The organism is Microbacterium sp. TPD7012, assembly GCF_003075395.1.
GTDB lineage: Bacteria > Actinomycetota > Actinomycetes > Actinomycetales > Microbacteriaceae > Microbacterium.
This window is the reverse complement of record NZ_QDFV01000002.1, coordinates 599,590-614,082: the sequence shown is the minus strand read 5'-3', so window position 1 is coordinate 614,082 and position 14,493 is coordinate 599,590. Positions and strand designations below refer to the sequence as shown.

Here is a 14,493-nt window from a genome sequence, read left to right as displayed (position 1 = left end):
CGGCTGGCGGGGGATCAGACTTGAGTTGATCAGCCGCAGCCGGGCGCTTCAACTGCGATAGGCGTCTCACGCACCATCGGTGTCGTCCACACGTCATAGGCGCCGTAGTCGGCTCCCGTCGTGCCTTCGGCCCCCTTCATCACCACAGTGATCGTCGACGCCGTTTGCGGAGTGTTCAGGACACTGATACGGGCAACCGAGCGCCCCAGGTGGGTCCCTTGAGACACGAGAGTGGCGCTTTGAGCCCCACCGACCTCCCACGACTCGATAGCTGCGCCCACGGGCGAGTAGATGACGACATCGGTCGCGAGACTGCCCGGGTCGTAATGCGGACCGGTGATGAAGTACGGCAGGTTATCTGCCTGCTCAGGTGTGATGTTGTTGGCGAACGTGATGGTTTGCGTGAACGTCGGGGCGATGCCTGTCGTGGTGCACTGATCCGTAGTCGCAACCACGGAGGCGTCCGCGTAGTAGTCCGTCTTAGCCCCGGTCGTGTCGTTGAAGAAGACTCCGGCGACCGTTTTGTCCTCGTTCGTCGCGGGAAGCGTGCCGGAAAGCTTGCTTCCCGCCATCATCGCTTCAAGAGTCGGGTTCGACGACCAGATCTTCATCCGGCCTTCGTCACTCGCCTTCACGAGCGCGTCAACAAAGGCCAAAGGATTTTCGACACCCGATGTGATCTTCGAGAAGATCTGGGCCGCGGCTGAGGCGAAGAAGAGGTCCTGGGGGTTCTGATCCGTCCCGTCTCCATACTTGAAGTAAACCTCGTTGAGGAGCAAGGGAACCGCGTTCTCGCTCGTGAGGATTTCGCCCGTCTGGAGCGGGATCGGGCCCGTTGCCTTCAGGATGTATGCGAGGGCGACCGGATCGGTTGAGATCACGTCGTCGAACGGCGGAAGTCCCTCATCGGCCCACCAAGCGCGCATGATCTCCACAGTCGTCGGGAAATCTGGCGTGGCGGTCATATTAGGGATCCAGCGACCGATGATGTCCGAATAGATGTGCTCTGTCTCTGCATCGAGAGGAGCGATACTCTCCTCACGGGCGTTCGCGAACTGCACACTCGTCGCTTGAGTGGTGAGCTCGATCCGCCCACCCGTCGCGGTAACGAGAGCGAGCGCTGCGGGGTTTCCGCCGGACGCGCGTAGCTCAGAGTTGCCCTGGAACATCAGCAGGTAGGTTCGCGGAGCCTCCTCACCAAGGGCAGCTGGAAGCACCTTGAGGATGGGGGAAAGAGCACCCAGAGACTCGTCGACCCCGGCGACTGCGTCCCTCAAAGTGGAGAGTGCTTCTGTAACTTGGGGAAGGAGGAAAGTCTGATCTGTGGAATCAAGCCGTGCGCTGACCGCCGCGAAGGTGGCGGCTCCCGACGTGACGACTCCTTCTAGACGATGGATCGCTGAGAGATCGACGGCTCCGTCAACGGGGCGGAACGCTGTGAGGTCCAGACTCGGTAGGGATTTCAGCGAGAAGTCCGCGACCTCGTCCACGCTTTCAGCCGCGGCACGGACAGCAGCGAGGTTCTGTCCCACGACCGGTATCCACTCCGCCAGACGCCAGTCCGCTTCCGCCGTCGTCGCAACTGCGCGGGCTGAGAGCTCTTTCAGGGACGCCGCATCGGCCGCCGCTCCCTCAAGGTCACCCGCGAGCACTTTCGCCGGCATCCCGCTGGCGATTGGCACCGCAGGCGTCAGGGAATCGCGGACCGTCAGTGCCTTCGATACGGCTAGCGCGGACAACACGACGACCGCAGCCGCGAGCAGCCCCAGAAGCCCGCCGATAACCCAGATGACGCGTCGTCGACGGCTACGCCGGGGCTCTTTTCGGTCGATGTCTGTGCGCCGGCTGGCGCGCGTCTGGGGCATGTCGCTCATCGCATCCTATTCAAGCGTATGGCTGCACCGAATCTGCTGAGAGGCGGTAAACACCGTAGTATCAACGCCCCGTCGCCAATTTCTTGATGCTCTGACCGACGCGGCGCACACGAGCGACGAGGATCGCTCGACGGCCAGCTTGAGCGTTTCCCATCGAGATGCGCATGGTCTCAGTGGTCGGCCAAACCAAACGGGTGAGTGCTCTGAGACGGTGGCGCATCGGGACAAATTTCAGCGCCTTGAAGTGACGAATAGAGGACGCGGCTTCCGTTCGCATGGCCCAGTCCGCCGGGGGTAGAGCGGACGAGTACCGGTGGGCGGCATCGTCACCGAAGGCACGAGCAAGGGGCGCGCGGAGAACGTAGCCAGCATCGAATCGGTCGACAACCGTCATCACTCCCGATCCAGCCTTGTGTAATACGGTCGCGGCTTTCGCGATGTCGTGGTCGGTGGGCGCCACGCCGTTGTATGGACGCACATCGTGAAGCGCCGACAGCACTGCGTGAGCCTCACGAGACGGCGTGAGTGCCCTCACACCCGCGAACGAACGCGGTTGTGAGTCTTCGAGCAACGAGCGAAACGCATCCGCAGGACGGCTCCGCATACCGGGGAACGATGTGTGTACGTCGACAGCGCAGCCCCATTCTCCGGGGACAAGAGTGAGTGAATGAGTGATGGTCGTTCCGGTGAAGGGGAGCATTAGAGGCGTCCAGCCCCACGGCCGCATTGCGTCGGCTAGGCGAACGTCATCACCCGGCGACACCCAGCAGTCCACATCCCCTGAGTGCTCACGCTCCCGGAGCCCCTGAGCGTGCAGAGTCGGCCCCTTGATAAAGACAAGCTCTATGCCTGCCTTGCTCGCGACATTCTGCAGCAGCGCGTACACCAATTCGTGAGTGAATGACGTGAGCCACGGACGAGACACTCCTGTGAGGCGCGTAGGGTGCGTCGGATCTTCCCCTGCCAGACCCATGTCGCGCAAGTCGTGAAGGATATCCAGGCCGCCCTCCTCCGCGTCGGGTGCCGGAACACCACCCGATGCCAGCGCCCGCCACACCTTGGCACCGTCGCCGAACAGCAGGATCGGTGGACCCGGGTGGACCGACGTCACCGCGATTTCGTAGCCTTCACCAGCGGCTGCGTTCTCCATAAGATCGAGGGCGCCATACCCCGTTGCCACCCACTGCGACATCGCGGCTAAGCCTCCCCAGCGGTGCGCGATTCGCTCCCGCGATCCAAGTGTCGTGCCGCAGCAAGGCCGGTCAGCCACGTCGCCACGTAGATGACTGCGAACGCGAGAGAGGTGACGAGGACAAGTTGAGCGACGTCCGCCCCCCAGGACCAGCACAGCCAGATCACGACGAGCACCAAAACAAGCCGCGACGCATCAAGCACGAGGTTAACTCTGGCCCATTTCGCCACTACGAGGGCCTTACTGAGCGGACTGGCGATGAGTCTCGTAATCAACATCGGAGTGAGCAACTGCATGATGATGCCTGCGGCCGCCCATTCTTCGCCCAGCAGCCAGGGAACGACGATCGGGGCCAGAAAAAGGACAGCGACTCCGATGACCACGCTGACCAGGAGGAGGAGCAGCGAGACTCTCAGGTAGTAGGTGGTGCTTCCATGGGAGTCAGATCGCACATGGAAAGCAAGACGCGATTCCACCACCTGCGATACAGCGGTAGCCACGATGACAAGCGGGACCGCGAGGATTCGTTCAGCCATCCCCCACTGACCGGCATCCGCCACGTCGAACCAAAGCCCTGCGAAGAGTATCGGCAGAGCGAGCGCCGAGGCGTTCATCAGCGCGGCTGGAGCAAAGAGCAACGGGAACGTGCGGTACTCGCGCATCACCAGGCGAATATCCGCGCGGTCGAAGCGTTGAAGCTCTCTCCTGATCGAACCGACCAGCGGAATCACCCCGGCTAGGCGACCGGCTCCGTATCCGCCAACAAGTCCGACGGCCGAGGGCGAAATCAGAGCAACGCCGAGTTGGGCGAAGGCCGTTGTCGCAGCTTGCGTCACGTTGCGCGTCGCGACTGCTCGATAGTTCCTCACTCGCAACGCGAACTGACCCAAGAGAACGAAGACACCTGAAAGGAAGGTTATCCCCCCGACCCAGGCGCTGAATCCAGCCAAGCCAGCCATTGCTTGCAGCTGACCCGCTGCGAAAAGAAGCTCCAGCACCAACCCGGACAGCACGCTAATCACCGCAGTGATGCCGAGCCCGAGAAATAGCAGCGCCGAGGCTTGTTTCGAGTCCTTCGGTAGCATGAGCGCAGACTCAAGCCGAAGCGCCACAGCTGGAGTGATCATCCCTGTCACTGATACGACCAGAGTCAGGTAGCCGAACGCGTCCGGTTCGTAGATACGGGACAAAATGGGGGTTGCGACGAGCGTTATCGCCTGAGCGATCACCGAACTCAGGATGAGCACGGATCCCCCGCGCACTTCCTTGCCGCGCATCAGCGCCCGGATTCTCGCGAAAAAGCTCAACTCTCAGACCCCCTCGGACGGGGTGGAGAGTGGACAGGACGATCGCTGGCGCGATCTCATCTGCCAACACTCCTCAATCGTAGGAGCTGAGCCCGCAAGCCAGGCTCGACGGCGAGTTCCCATGTGAAGCGCTCTTTCGCTGCTCGCGCTCGCGCTCGCAATGCAGCATCAGTCTCATCGTGAGCCTCAGCCAGCTTCACCATCTCGTCGAGCATCGAGTCGGCTAGCCCCGAATCGCCGTGAACAGTCACGGCATTAGATGTAGAGAAATTCCATTGTGCCCGCCGCTCTGTCACCACGTTAACCAGCCCGGCCATCGCATGCTCATAGTTCTTGCTCGGCACGGCTTCTTCGTTCTGCCCATCAGGCATGAGCAGGGAGAGACCAAACCCTGCGCGCGAAAGAAGCTCGGGCATCTCGTGCGTAGGGCGCGTCGGCAAGATCCGCAGATTCGCCGGGCGCCCGGCTGCGTCGATCACTCGTTCGAAATCCGTCTGGTGCTCAGGCGACGGATAGCGGCCGAGAACCCAGAATTCGAACAGCAAGCCACGCTCCGCGGACCGTCGCGCGAGGTCGACCAGCAGTTCTGTGCCGTACGTCCGCGAAAGCGTTCCAACGTGAAGGACGACCCAGCGGCGGTGCTGGAAGGCGATCGAAGGCAGCTCCGCGAACTGAGACAGCATGGGAAAATTCGGCGATACAGAGACCGGCACGCCTCCGTCGCGAAAAGATTCCGCCATTCGTTCGGTGACGACGTTCGCACCGCCCAGCATCCGTGCTGCGCGAACTTGATATCGCTCCAGCATGCCTGCCACGGCCTCTTGCGCCCGCCGCGGGATTGGCAGCTTCTCGGCGTAGTACGACGCATAGTATTCATGCACGTCGTAAAGGACGGGCTTGCCCGATCGGCGTCGCCATCGTTTCGCGGCGTGAAGAAAGTAGTAATCGTGAATATGCCACATCTCGCCGTCGAGAGCCTCCGCCGCCCGAGCCACTCGCCCGACCATGCTGATGCGCTCTCGAGCGTTCTTCGGAGAGGGAAGCACAGTCTCACCGACAACAGGGTCATCGGATGGCATCCCGTCGCCCAACCAGATGAAGTGAACCCGGAAGCCGGCATCGAGCGCTACCTGAGCACACCTGACGATTCGCCGATCTCCTCGCGGGTGCACCGTGGGGATGACGAGCAGCGGAGCGTGTTCTGTAACGCCGGATGGAACAGACACACGCCACGCGTCGGTCCGGACCTCGCGCTGTTCAGGCGCGCCTGACACCAAGGACTCCCCCACACTCTCAGTCATGCAGACCCAGCCGTGCGCGGTGCGAGTGAGCGGTCGACAGGATGAAGGCCGTCGCCCGCCACGCGGTGTTGTCGATCTCGTATCCGGCGGGCAGCGATGCCAGATCAGCGGGGATGCTGAGCCGAGCCTTGACAGCACGCAGCACGCCCGCCGGCGTCAGCCCGGTCGTGATGATGGCACCGGCGTCCAGGGCCTCTGGGCGCTCGATGAAGTCGCGGACGGTCACGGCGGGGAAACCGAGCGTGCTCGACTCCTCGCTGATCGTGCCGCTGTCCGAGAGCACGAGCTTGGACTCCTGCTGCAGCTTGATGTAGTCGTGGAACCCGAACGGCGGGTGGAAGGTGATGCCGTCGACCGCCGCGGCGTCGTCGAGGGCCTCGATCCGCTTGCGCGTGCGCGGATGCGTCGACACGAGGATCGGGATGCCGTACTCGCTCCGCAGCGCCTGCAGCGAGGCGATCGCGGACCGGAGACGAGCAGGGTTGTCGACGTTCTCCTCGCGGTGCAGGCTCACGAGGAAGTACTCCCCCGGCGTGAGTCCTGCTCGTTCGACCGCGTCGCTCGCCTCGATCTGCGCCCGGTTCTGCTCCAGGACCTCGCGCATGGGCGAACCCGTGAGCAGGATCTTCGAGGGGTGCAGACCCTCGGCCAGGAGGTTCCGTCTGGCGTGCTCGGTGTAGACCAGGTTGTAGTCCGCGACGTGATCGACCAGGCGGCGGTTCGTCTCCTCCGGCACGTTCTCGTCGAACGAGCGGTTGCCCGCCTCCATGTGGAACACCGGGATCTTCATGCGCTTCGCGATCACCGCGGAGATGCAGCTGTTCGTGTCGCCGAGCACGAGGAAGGCATCCGGCTTCTCCTCGCGGAGAACCTCTTCGGTCTTGGTGAGGATGGATCCCAGCGCCGCACCCAGCGATGAGGTGTCGGCGTTGAGGAAGTGATCCGGCCGGCGCAGCCCGAGGTCTTCGAAGAACACCTCGTTGAGCTCGTAGTCGTAGTTCTGCCCGGTGTGGACGAGAACCTGGTCGGTGTGCTCGTCGAGCATCTTGATCGTCGCGGACAGGCGGATGATCTCCGGCCTGGTGCCGACGACCGTCATCACCTTGAGTTTGTCGGCCATGGTCACACTGCCTCGGCAATCGTGTCGGGGTTCGCGGGGTCGAAGATGTCGTTCGTCCAGAAGGACGTGTACAGCAGGTCCTCGCCGATGTTCGTGATGTTGTGCGCCCACATCGTCGGCATGTCGACGGCACCGGGCGCGTCGCCCGAAACCTCGAAGGACACGACCTCATCAGAGTACAGGCGGCGCAGCGAGATGCGGGCTCGGCCCTGGAGCACGGTGAAGCGCTCGATCTTGCGGCGGTGGAAGTGGTCCCCGCGGGTGACGCCGGGAACCGTCGTCGAGAACGACGACTGGCCGGGACCACCGTGCGAGCGGATGATCTCGAAGAACGACCCGCGGGCATCCGCGTGCCGGGTCAGATCGATCGGCGACTGCGCGGGGAACGTGTACGAACGGTACGTGTTGAAGAGGTCGCGGTCGAAGTCCTCGGCCACGCTCGGGATCTCGCCGCGGCCGTACAGCTCGGCGTACCCCTGCAGGCGGGCGAGCAGCCCCGACACGGTCTCGTCCTGCTGCAGCTCGCCGAGGGCGGTGAGGGGCACAGCTCCGCTGAGGATGTCGGCGGCGTTCTGCGCATGCAGCAGCGTGAGCTGCTTGTCGTTCTCGACCGTGGGGCTCTCCCCCGCCGCGATCAGGTGGCTGAACGTCGCCGTGACCGCGTTGTAGAACGGACGCCCGTGCTCGCCGAACAGGTTCGGGAGCCGCACGTCGACGAACTCCGCTCCGATCGTGGATGCCGCGTCGGCGAGGATCTCCGCAGCCTTGGCCTTGGCCTCTCCGTACACGGAGCCGTTGGTGGCCTGCGTGGAGTTCGCGTAGACGATCACAGGAGGCGGTGTCGCGGCCGCCAGCAGGGCCGACGCGAGCTGCTCGGCGAACGCGATGTTCCCCTCGCTCACTTCCTGATCCGAGGCGCGGTTGATGCCGGCGATGTGCACGACGCGGTCGCTGCCGTCGACCGCGGCCGTCGCCTTCGACGCCTCGAATGCGGCCCCGACGGGGATGGCCTCGACAGGCGTCCCCGATTCCTTCATCGCCGCGCGCAGGTGCCAGCCGAGGAACCCCCCGGCACCGGTGACGGCGAGTCCGCTCACGAGTCCGACCCGCTCACGGGGATCCCCGCCAGGCGGAGCTCGTCGCGCACCTCGGGGAGCGTCAGCAGCAACTCCTCGACCTCGCCGACCGACATCTGCTGCACGGTGTGCGAGTCGTAGTCCTCGAAGCGGTTCTGTGCGACGTCGCCCTCTTCGAAGTAGACGCTGTAGTTGAGGTCGCGGTTGTCGGCGACGACGCGGAAGTAGTCGCCCATGTCGCGGGCACGAGAGAGCTCTTCCCGCGTCGCGAGCGCTTCGGACAGCTTCTCGGCGTGCCGGGTGCCGATCACCTCGAGCTTCGCATCCGACCGGAACAGGTTCAGCACAGCCTGCGCGAGGGTGCCGATCGAGGTCGCCCTCGCCTTGCGGACGAACAGGTCACCCTGCGAGGCGTTCTGGAACGCGAACTCGACGAGGTCGACCGAGTGCGCGAGCGACATCATAAAGCGCGTCATGTCGGGGTTCGTGACGGTGATGTTCTTCCCCGCCTTGAGCTGACGGATGAACAGCGGGATCACCGATCCGCGCGAGTACATGACGTTGCCGTAGCGGACGCACGAGACGGTCGTGGCGGTGTTGGGGTTGTTCAGGCCGTGCGACTGCGCGACCTTCTCCATCAGGGCCTTGGACATGCCCATCGCGTTCACCGGGTAGACGGCCTTGTCGGTGCTGAGCGCCACGACGGAGCGCACACCGTTGCGGTCGGCCGCCCGCACGACGTTCTCGCTGCCGTGCACGTTCGTGCGCACGGCCTCCATCGGGAAGAACTCGCACGAGGGCACCTGCTTGAGCGCCGCGGCGTGGAAGATGAAGTCCACGTCGCGCGTGGCGCGGTCGACGCTGTCGTAGTCGCGCACGTCGCCGACGTAGAACCGCAGACGAGAATCGGGGATCTCATGGCGCATGAGATCCTGCTTGGCCTCGTCGCGGCTGAAGATGCGGATCTCGGAGACGTCGCGCTCGAGGAGCTTCTTCGCGACCGTGTGGCCGAACGATCCCGTTCCGCCGGTCACCAGCACCCGCGCTCCGCCGTATGACTCGCTCATCGTCGTCTACTCGTTCCCTTCGCGGCTGCCGAGAGCAGCTCTTCGATCCTTGCGATTCCCGACTCGCGGGAGAAATGGTCGTCGTACATCGTGCGTCCGCGCCGGGCCATCGCCGCGCGCTCATCGGAAGTGCGTGCGGCCGCCGAGCGGAATGCCGCTTCGAGCGAGTCGACGCTCTCGGCATCCGCCGTCAGTCCCACGTCCCCGTCTTCGACGAGGCGCCGCACATCGCCCTGGACCGTGGTCACGACGGGAACACCCGCCGACAGCACGGCCTGGAACTTCGAGGGGATGGTGCCGCGGAAGACCGGCATGTCCTTCAGCGAGACGAGCGCGTAGTCGGCGCGCGCGTAGACCTCCGGCATCCGCTCGCGCGGGACCGGGTCCTGGAAACGCACGTTGTCGGCGCCCAGGTCGCCGACGAGCGACTGCAGGTCGGCCTTCACCACGCCGTCGCCGACGAGCGTCAGCGTCACGCCGGCATCCGCCGCGGCGTAAGCCGCTCGGACGGCCGTGTCGAGGTCCTGCATGTCGCCCACGTTGCCCGCATAGACGATCTCGGCGCGCGGCTCCTCGGCCACGGGGAGCACGGATGCGACGGGCTCACCGGCATCCGCCCAGTTGTAGACGAGATGGGCGCGGTCGGCCGGCACACCTCGCGACACCAGCGTCGACACCATGGTCGGAGCGATGCCGATGACGCCGGCGGCCCGCCGGTAGGCGCTGCGCAGCCACGGTCCGAGCGCTCCGGAGATGACCCGTTCCTTCGTGCCACCGGACATCATCGACGAGCCGACGATCGAGTCGGGCCACAGGTCCTGCACGTGCAGCACGTACGGGCGTCCGCCCGTGACACGCCACAGCCAGGGGCCGAACCCGGCCGTCATCTGGGTGGCGTACACGTAGACGACGTCCGCTCCGCGGGAGAGGCGCCGGGCCGTCGCCGAGCTGAACGCGAACGAGAAATAGTTGAGCATGCGCTTGAGCGCGCTCTGCGAATGGTCGGCGAACAGCGGGACCCGGCGGATCTCGACCCCGCCGTCCTGCTCCGTCGAGCGCCAGCGCTGCCGATAGCCCGGGAAGACCTTGCCGGTCGGATAGTTCGGGAAGCCCGTGAGCACCTTGACCTGATGCCCGCGCGCGGCGAGCCCCTGAGCGAGGTCCGCCGGCAGCGGCACGGCCTCCGGCGGGTAGTACTGCGAGACGATCAGCACCCTCATGACGCCGTCCCGTCTCCGAGCAGGCGAGCCGGCACGCCGACCACGACCGTCCCCGCCGCGACATCCTTGGTGACGCAGGCCGCAGCCCCGACGGTCGCACCCGCCCCGACCGTCAGCCCCGCGAGCACGACAGAGCCGGCGCCGAGAAGCACTCCGCTCTCGACGACGACGTTGCCCGAGACGATCGCCCCGGGATTGACCGAGACGAAGTCGGCCAGCGTCGCGTCGTGGCCGAGGATGCTGGCCGGATTGAGATGCACGTGGTCGCCGATGCCGACGTTCGTCGAGACCTGCACGCCCGAGGTGATGACGACGCCGTCGCCGATGCGCGCCCGCGATCCGATCACCGCGCGCGGGTGGATGAGCGTCGTGGCGCGCAGCCCCGCGTTCGAGAGCCGCTGAGCGACGGCCTCGCGCACCGACGGCGAGCCGATGGCCACGACGAAGCGCTCGTCCCCCGCCGCGGTCGGCAGCCATTCCTCTTCCGTGCCGAGATAGACGATGCCGCGCTCCGCGAGACGGCCGAGGTCGACCGGGCGCGGCCCGGAGTCGACGACGCCGAGAAGCTGCAGGGGCTCGCCGCCGGCGATCAGAGCCTCGACGACATCGAGGGTCTCTCTGCCGAAGCCACCGGCTCCGACGATGACGATCCGCTCAGCCATGCGCCTCACCGAACTTCGTCATGGTCACGTGCCCCTCAGCCGAGATGCCGTCGCGCTTCACGACCGAGCCGATGGTCCGGGCGACGATGCGGAGGTCGAGGCCGACGCTACGGCGATCGACGTAGCGGACGTCCTGGGCGAACTTGCTCTCCCAGGAGATCGCGTTGCGGCCGGTCACCTGAGCGAGGCCGGTGATCCCCGGGCGCACCTCGTGCCGCCGGGCCTGCTCCGGCGAGTAGCGCTCCAGGTACTCGACCAGCAGCGGCCGCGGGCCGACGATGCTCATGTCGCCGCGCAGCACATTCCAGAGGCTGGGGAGCTCGTCGAGGCTCGTCGAGCGCAGCCGCATGCCGAACGGCGTGAGCCGGTCGGCATCCGTCACCCATCCGCGGGCCTCGTCGACCGAGCGCATGGAACGGAACTTGTACAGCGTGAAGATGCGGCCGTCCTTGCCGGGGCGCTCCTGCGCGAACACGACGGGGCGTCCGAGCTTCACCGCGACGAGCACGGCCGTGGCGACGATGATCGGCGAGAGCACGACGAGCGCCACCGCGGCGGCGGCGATGTCGAGACCCCGCTTGACGACGTCGTAGGGACGGAAGCGGGCGCTCATCGCGTCAGGAAGCCGCGGATCGCCGCCAGCACGCGCTCACGCTGCGGCGATGTCAGAGCGGAGCCGCTCGGCAGGGTGAGACCGCGGGCGAACAGGGACTCGGAAGCACCGCTGGTCTTCCGACGGGCGCCCGCGAACACGGGCTGCGCGTGCATGGGCTTCCAGAGCGGACGGCTCTCGATGTCATCCGCGGCGAGGGCGGCGGCGAGCTCGGAGGGCTCCCAGCCGGTCTTCGCCGGATCCACGACGATCGACGTGAGCCAGACGTTGTCGGCCTCGTCGCCCTCTGCCCCGAAGACCTCGACGCCGTCGACATCCGCGAACAGCTGCTTGTACAGCTCGCGCACCTCACGACGACGCGCGATCATCGCATCGAGGCGGCCGAGCTGCGCGCGCCCGAGAGCCGCGAGCAGATTGCTCATCCGGTAGTTGTAGCCGATGTCGGTGTGCTCGTAGTGCACGACCGGCTGACGGGCCTGCGTGGCCAGGTACCGCACGTGCTGTGCGAAGTCCGCATCGTCCGTGAGAAGCATCCCACCGCCGGACGTGGTCATGATCTTGTTGCCGTTGAAGGAGACGATGGATGCTCGGCCGAAGCTGCCCGCCGCGCGCCCCTGGTGGGTGGCGCCCAGCGACTCCGCGGCATCCGACAGGACGGGCACCCCGAACTCGTCCGCGATCGCGAGGATCGCGGTGTAGTCGACGGCCTTGCCGAGCAGGTCGACCGGAACGATCGCCGACACCCGCTCGCCCGCTTCACGGAGCTCGACGAGCGCCTCGCGGAGCAGCGCGGCATCCATGTTCCCCGTCAGGGGGTCGGCGTCGATGAAGTACGGCTCAGCACCCGTGTAGACGATCGCATTGGCGGTCGCCGCGAAGGTCATCGACGAGGTCAGCACGACGTCGCCGGGCTTCACTCCCAAGGTCAGGAGACCGAGGTGCAGCGCCGCGGTGCCCGAGCTGAGGGCCACCGCATGGGCGACGCCCACGCGTGCGGCGAGCTCGCGCTCGAAGGCGTCGACGTCGGGGCCGAGCGGGGCGATCCAGCCGGAGCGCATCGCGGCGACGACGGCCTGTTCCTCGGCCTCTCCCACGTCGGGCGAGGACATGTAGATCCGTTCGCTCACGCCTCTGCGCCCTTCGGGAGGCGGATCGGCTCGATCACGACCGTGTCGTTGTTCCGCGGGCTCGCGAACATGCGTTCCATCCATCCAGTCTTGTCGAGTCGCTCGGGAGTGATCACGTCGGCGCGCGTGTGCGAGACCTTCGGATGGAAGGGACGCTCGAGGTTCTCGCGGGACCCGACGAGCTCCTCGTGCAGCTTCTCGCCCGGGCGCAGGCCCGTGAACACGATCTCGATGCTCTTGCCCGACATCGCGACCATGCGCTTCGCGACCTCGAGGATCGACACCGGCTCGCCCATGTCGAGGATGAGCACCTCGCCGGCGCGGCCGATCGCTCCCGCCTGGACCACAAGCTGGCAGGCCTCGGGGATCGTCATGAAGTACCGCGTCGCATCGGGGTGGGTCACGGTGATCGGTCGACCGTCGGCGATGAGGCGCTGGAACGTCGGCAGCATCGATCCGCGGCTGCCGATGACGTTGCCGAAGCGCACCGAGAGGTAGCGCATCCCGGTCTCCTCGCCGGCCCAGGCGGTCAGCTTCTCGGCGACGCGCTTGGAGTGCCCGAGCACGCTCGTCGGGTTGGCAGCCTTGTCCGTCGAGATGTTGACGAACGTCGAGACGCCCACGCGGCGCGCCGCGTTGAGCACGTTCAGCGACCCGATGACGTTGGTCTTCCACGCCTCGTCGGGGTACTGCTCGAGCATCGGCAGGTGCTTCAGCGCTGCCGCGTGGAAGACCACCTCGGGCTTGCGCTCGTCGAAGATGCGGTCGAGGAGCTCGACATCGCGGATGTCGGCGAGGACCACGTCGTTGGTGTCGAGCAGCCCGTGCCCGGAGGTGCCCAGCTGCGCGTCCTGCAGCCCTGTCTCGTCGCGGTCCAGCATGATCAGCTCACTCGGGCCGTACTTGGCGAGCTGTCGGCAGAGCTCGGACCCGATCGATCCCCCGGCACCGGTCACCAGCACGCGGCGGCCCGTGACGTAGCCGGCGATCAGCTCGACGTTGGTGTCGACCGGATGCCGGCCGATGAGGTCTTCGATGCTGATGTCGCGCACGTCGCTGATCGACTGCTCCCCCGACGCCAGCGTGTTGAGCGAGGGCGTGACGGCGACACGGAGACCGGCGGCCTCGGCGCGGTCGCTGAGCTTGCGCAGCAGCGCGCTGTCGGCGCGGCCGATCGCGATGATCGCGAGCTCCGCTCCGGTGCGCTGGGCGGCCTCTGCGAAGTCGCGCGTGGTGCCGATGACCGAGACGCCGCGCAGCCGCAGGTTGCGCTTGTCCGGGTCGTCGTCGATCAGTCCGACGGGGCGGATCGGCGACGTCGGGTCGGTCGTCACGTTGGCGAGCAGCTTGTCGGCGATGAAGCCGGCGCCGACGATGAGCGCGGGCGAGGCGTCTTCCCCGGGCTTGCGTGCGCGTTCGATGACGAGGCGCGCGAAGTAGCGCACGCCGAACATCAGCAGGAGCACGAACGGGAAGGCCAGAAGGAGCGTGCCGCGGGGCACCCCGACGGCCGGACCGATCGGGATCACGATGAGTGAGAGCGCGACGGCCTCGATCACGACGATGACGCCGACGGCGCGCACCTCGTCGAAGGACCCGTAGGTGAAGCGTCCGCGGTACAGCGCGGTCGCGTAGCCGATGACGATCTGGATCGCGCCGGCGATCAAGGCGAGCACCGTGGTCGAGATCCAGCCGCGTGCGTCCATGATGAACTCGAAGCGAAGGGCGACGGCGAGCACGACGCCGAAGCTCCAGGAGAGTCCGTCGACGATGGCCGCCAGCATGCGGCGTCGCCTCTGTGTCACGGACACCTCCGCGACAACCGGTATATCGCCGGTCGAAGTATCGACGAACGGCTTTTTCGCATTCAAGACTGGAAGCCCCCTCAGACTTACTCACTCCCCTGGAGATATGTTCTCACAGGTATTGAGCAG

Annotated in this window: 12 protein-coding genes; all 12 read right to left on the bottom strand. The window is 66.0% G+C overall.

Annotation, left to right across the window (positions count from 1 at the left end; translation table 11 throughout):
* Positions 1-29: 29 nt before the first annotated feature.
* Positions 30-1,874 carry a DUF4012 domain-containing protein gene (locus DC434_RS06960; RefSeq protein WP_116634542.1) on the bottom strand — a complete coding sequence of 615 codons (1,845 nt, stop codon included), beginning with the start codon at positions 1,872-1,874 and terminating at the stop codon, positions 30-32.
* Positions 1,875-1,935: 61 nt separating this feature from the next.
* A complete protein-coding gene (locus DC434_RS06955) occupies positions 1,936-3,066 on the bottom strand; it encodes a nucleotidyltransferase family protein (protein WP_116634541.1) in 1,131 nt (376 codons plus the stop codon).
* Between the two features lie 5 nt (positions 3,067-3,071).
* A complete protein-coding gene (locus tag DC434_RS06950) occupies positions 3,072-4,343 on the bottom strand; it encodes an oligosaccharide flippase family protein (protein ID WP_116634540.1) in 1,272 nt (423 codons plus the stop codon).
* Between the two features lie 86 nt (positions 4,344-4,429).
* Positions 4,430-5,599 (bottom strand): glycosyltransferase, encoded by a 1,170-nt coding sequence (locus DC434_RS06945; RefSeq protein WP_165808019.1) that lies wholly within the window; start codon positions 5,597-5,599, stop codon positions 4,430-4,432.
* A gap of 67 nt (positions 5,600-5,666) precedes the next feature.
* Entirely contained in the window at positions 5,667-6,794 is a 1,128-nt protein-coding gene (gene wecB, locus DC434_RS06940; RefSeq protein ID WP_116634538.1) for a UDP-N-acetylglucosamine 2-epimerase (non-hydrolyzing), read from the bottom strand.
* A gap of 2 nt (positions 6,795-6,796) precedes the next feature.
* Complete coding sequence (locus tag DC434_RS06935) at positions 6,797-7,891, bottom strand: NAD-dependent epimerase/dehydratase family protein (RefSeq protein WP_243408845.1); 1,095 nt, start codon at positions 7,889-7,891, stop codon at positions 6,797-6,799.
* Positions 7,888-8,937, bottom strand: a complete 1,050-nt coding sequence (locus DC434_RS06930; protein WP_116634537.1) for a polysaccharide biosynthesis protein — start codon at positions 8,935-8,937, stop codon at positions 7,888-7,890. Before DC434_RS06930 ends, DC434_RS06935 begins: the two co-directional genes overlap by 4 nt.
* The gene (locus tag DC434_RS06925) at positions 8,934-10,157 is read right to left on the bottom strand and encodes a glycosyltransferase family 4 protein (RefSeq protein ID WP_116634536.1); all 1,224 of its coding nucleotides are present in this window, start codon (positions 10,155-10,157) and stop codon (positions 8,934-8,936) included. Before DC434_RS06925 ends, DC434_RS06930 begins: the two co-directional genes overlap by 4 nt.
* On the bottom strand, positions 10,154-10,819 hold the full coding sequence (locus DC434_RS06920; protein WP_116634535.1) for a NeuD/PglB/VioB family sugar acetyltransferase: 666 nt from the start codon (positions 10,817-10,819) through the stop codon (positions 10,154-10,156). The genes DC434_RS06925 and DC434_RS06920 overlap by 4 nt, the downstream gene beginning before the upstream one ends.
* On the bottom strand, positions 10,812-11,432 hold the full coding sequence (locus DC434_RS06915; protein ID WP_116634534.1) for a sugar transferase: 621 nt from the start codon (positions 11,430-11,432) through the stop codon (positions 10,812-10,814). Before DC434_RS06915 ends, DC434_RS06920 begins: the two co-directional genes overlap by 8 nt.
* The gene (locus DC434_RS06910; RefSeq protein WP_207769919.1) at positions 11,429-12,559 is read right to left on the bottom strand and encodes an aminotransferase class I/II-fold pyridoxal phosphate-dependent enzyme; all 1,131 of its coding nucleotides are present in this window, start codon (positions 12,557-12,559) and stop codon (positions 11,429-11,431) included. The genes DC434_RS06915 and DC434_RS06910 overlap by 4 nt, the downstream gene beginning before the upstream one ends.
* Positions 12,556-14,364 (bottom strand): nucleoside-diphosphate sugar epimerase/dehydratase, encoded by a 1,809-nt coding sequence (locus DC434_RS06905; RefSeq protein WP_243408844.1) that lies wholly within the window; start codon positions 14,362-14,364, stop codon positions 12,556-12,558. The genes DC434_RS06910 and DC434_RS06905 overlap by 4 nt, the downstream gene beginning before the upstream one ends.
* Positions 14,365-14,493: the final 129 nt, after the last annotated feature.

Coding starts and splice junctions, on each gene's coding strand:
- DC434_RS06930 (WP_116634537.1), bottom strand. CDS start 8,937: ATGAGCGAGTCATACGGCGGAGCGCGGGTGCTGGTGACCGGCGGAACG.
- DC434_RS06920 (WP_116634535.1), bottom strand. CDS start 10,819: ATGGCTGAGCGGATCGTCATCGTCGGAGCCGGTGGCTTCGGCAGAGAG.
- DC434_RS06955 (WP_116634541.1), bottom strand. CDS start 3,066: ATGTCGCAGTGGGTGGCAACGGGGTATGGCGCCCTCGATCTTATGGAG.
- DC434_RS06960 (WP_116634542.1), bottom strand. CDS start 1,874: ATGAGCGACATGCCCCAGACGCGCGCCAGCCGGCGCACAGACATCGAC.
- DC434_RS06925 (WP_116634536.1), bottom strand. CDS start 10,157: ATGAGGGTGCTGATCGTCTCGCAGTACTACCCGCCGGAGGCCGTGCCG.
- DC434_RS06915 (WP_116634534.1), bottom strand. CDS start 11,432: ATGAGCGCCCGCTTCCGTCCCTACGACGTCGTCAAGCGGGGTCTCGAC.
- DC434_RS06950 (WP_116634540.1), bottom strand. CDS start 4,343: ATGCGCGGCAAGGAAGTGCGCGGGGGATCCGTGCTCATCCTGAGTTCG.
- wecB (WP_116634538.1), bottom strand. CDS start 6,794: ATGGCCGACAAACTCAAGGTGATGACGGTCGTCGGCACCAGGCCGGAG.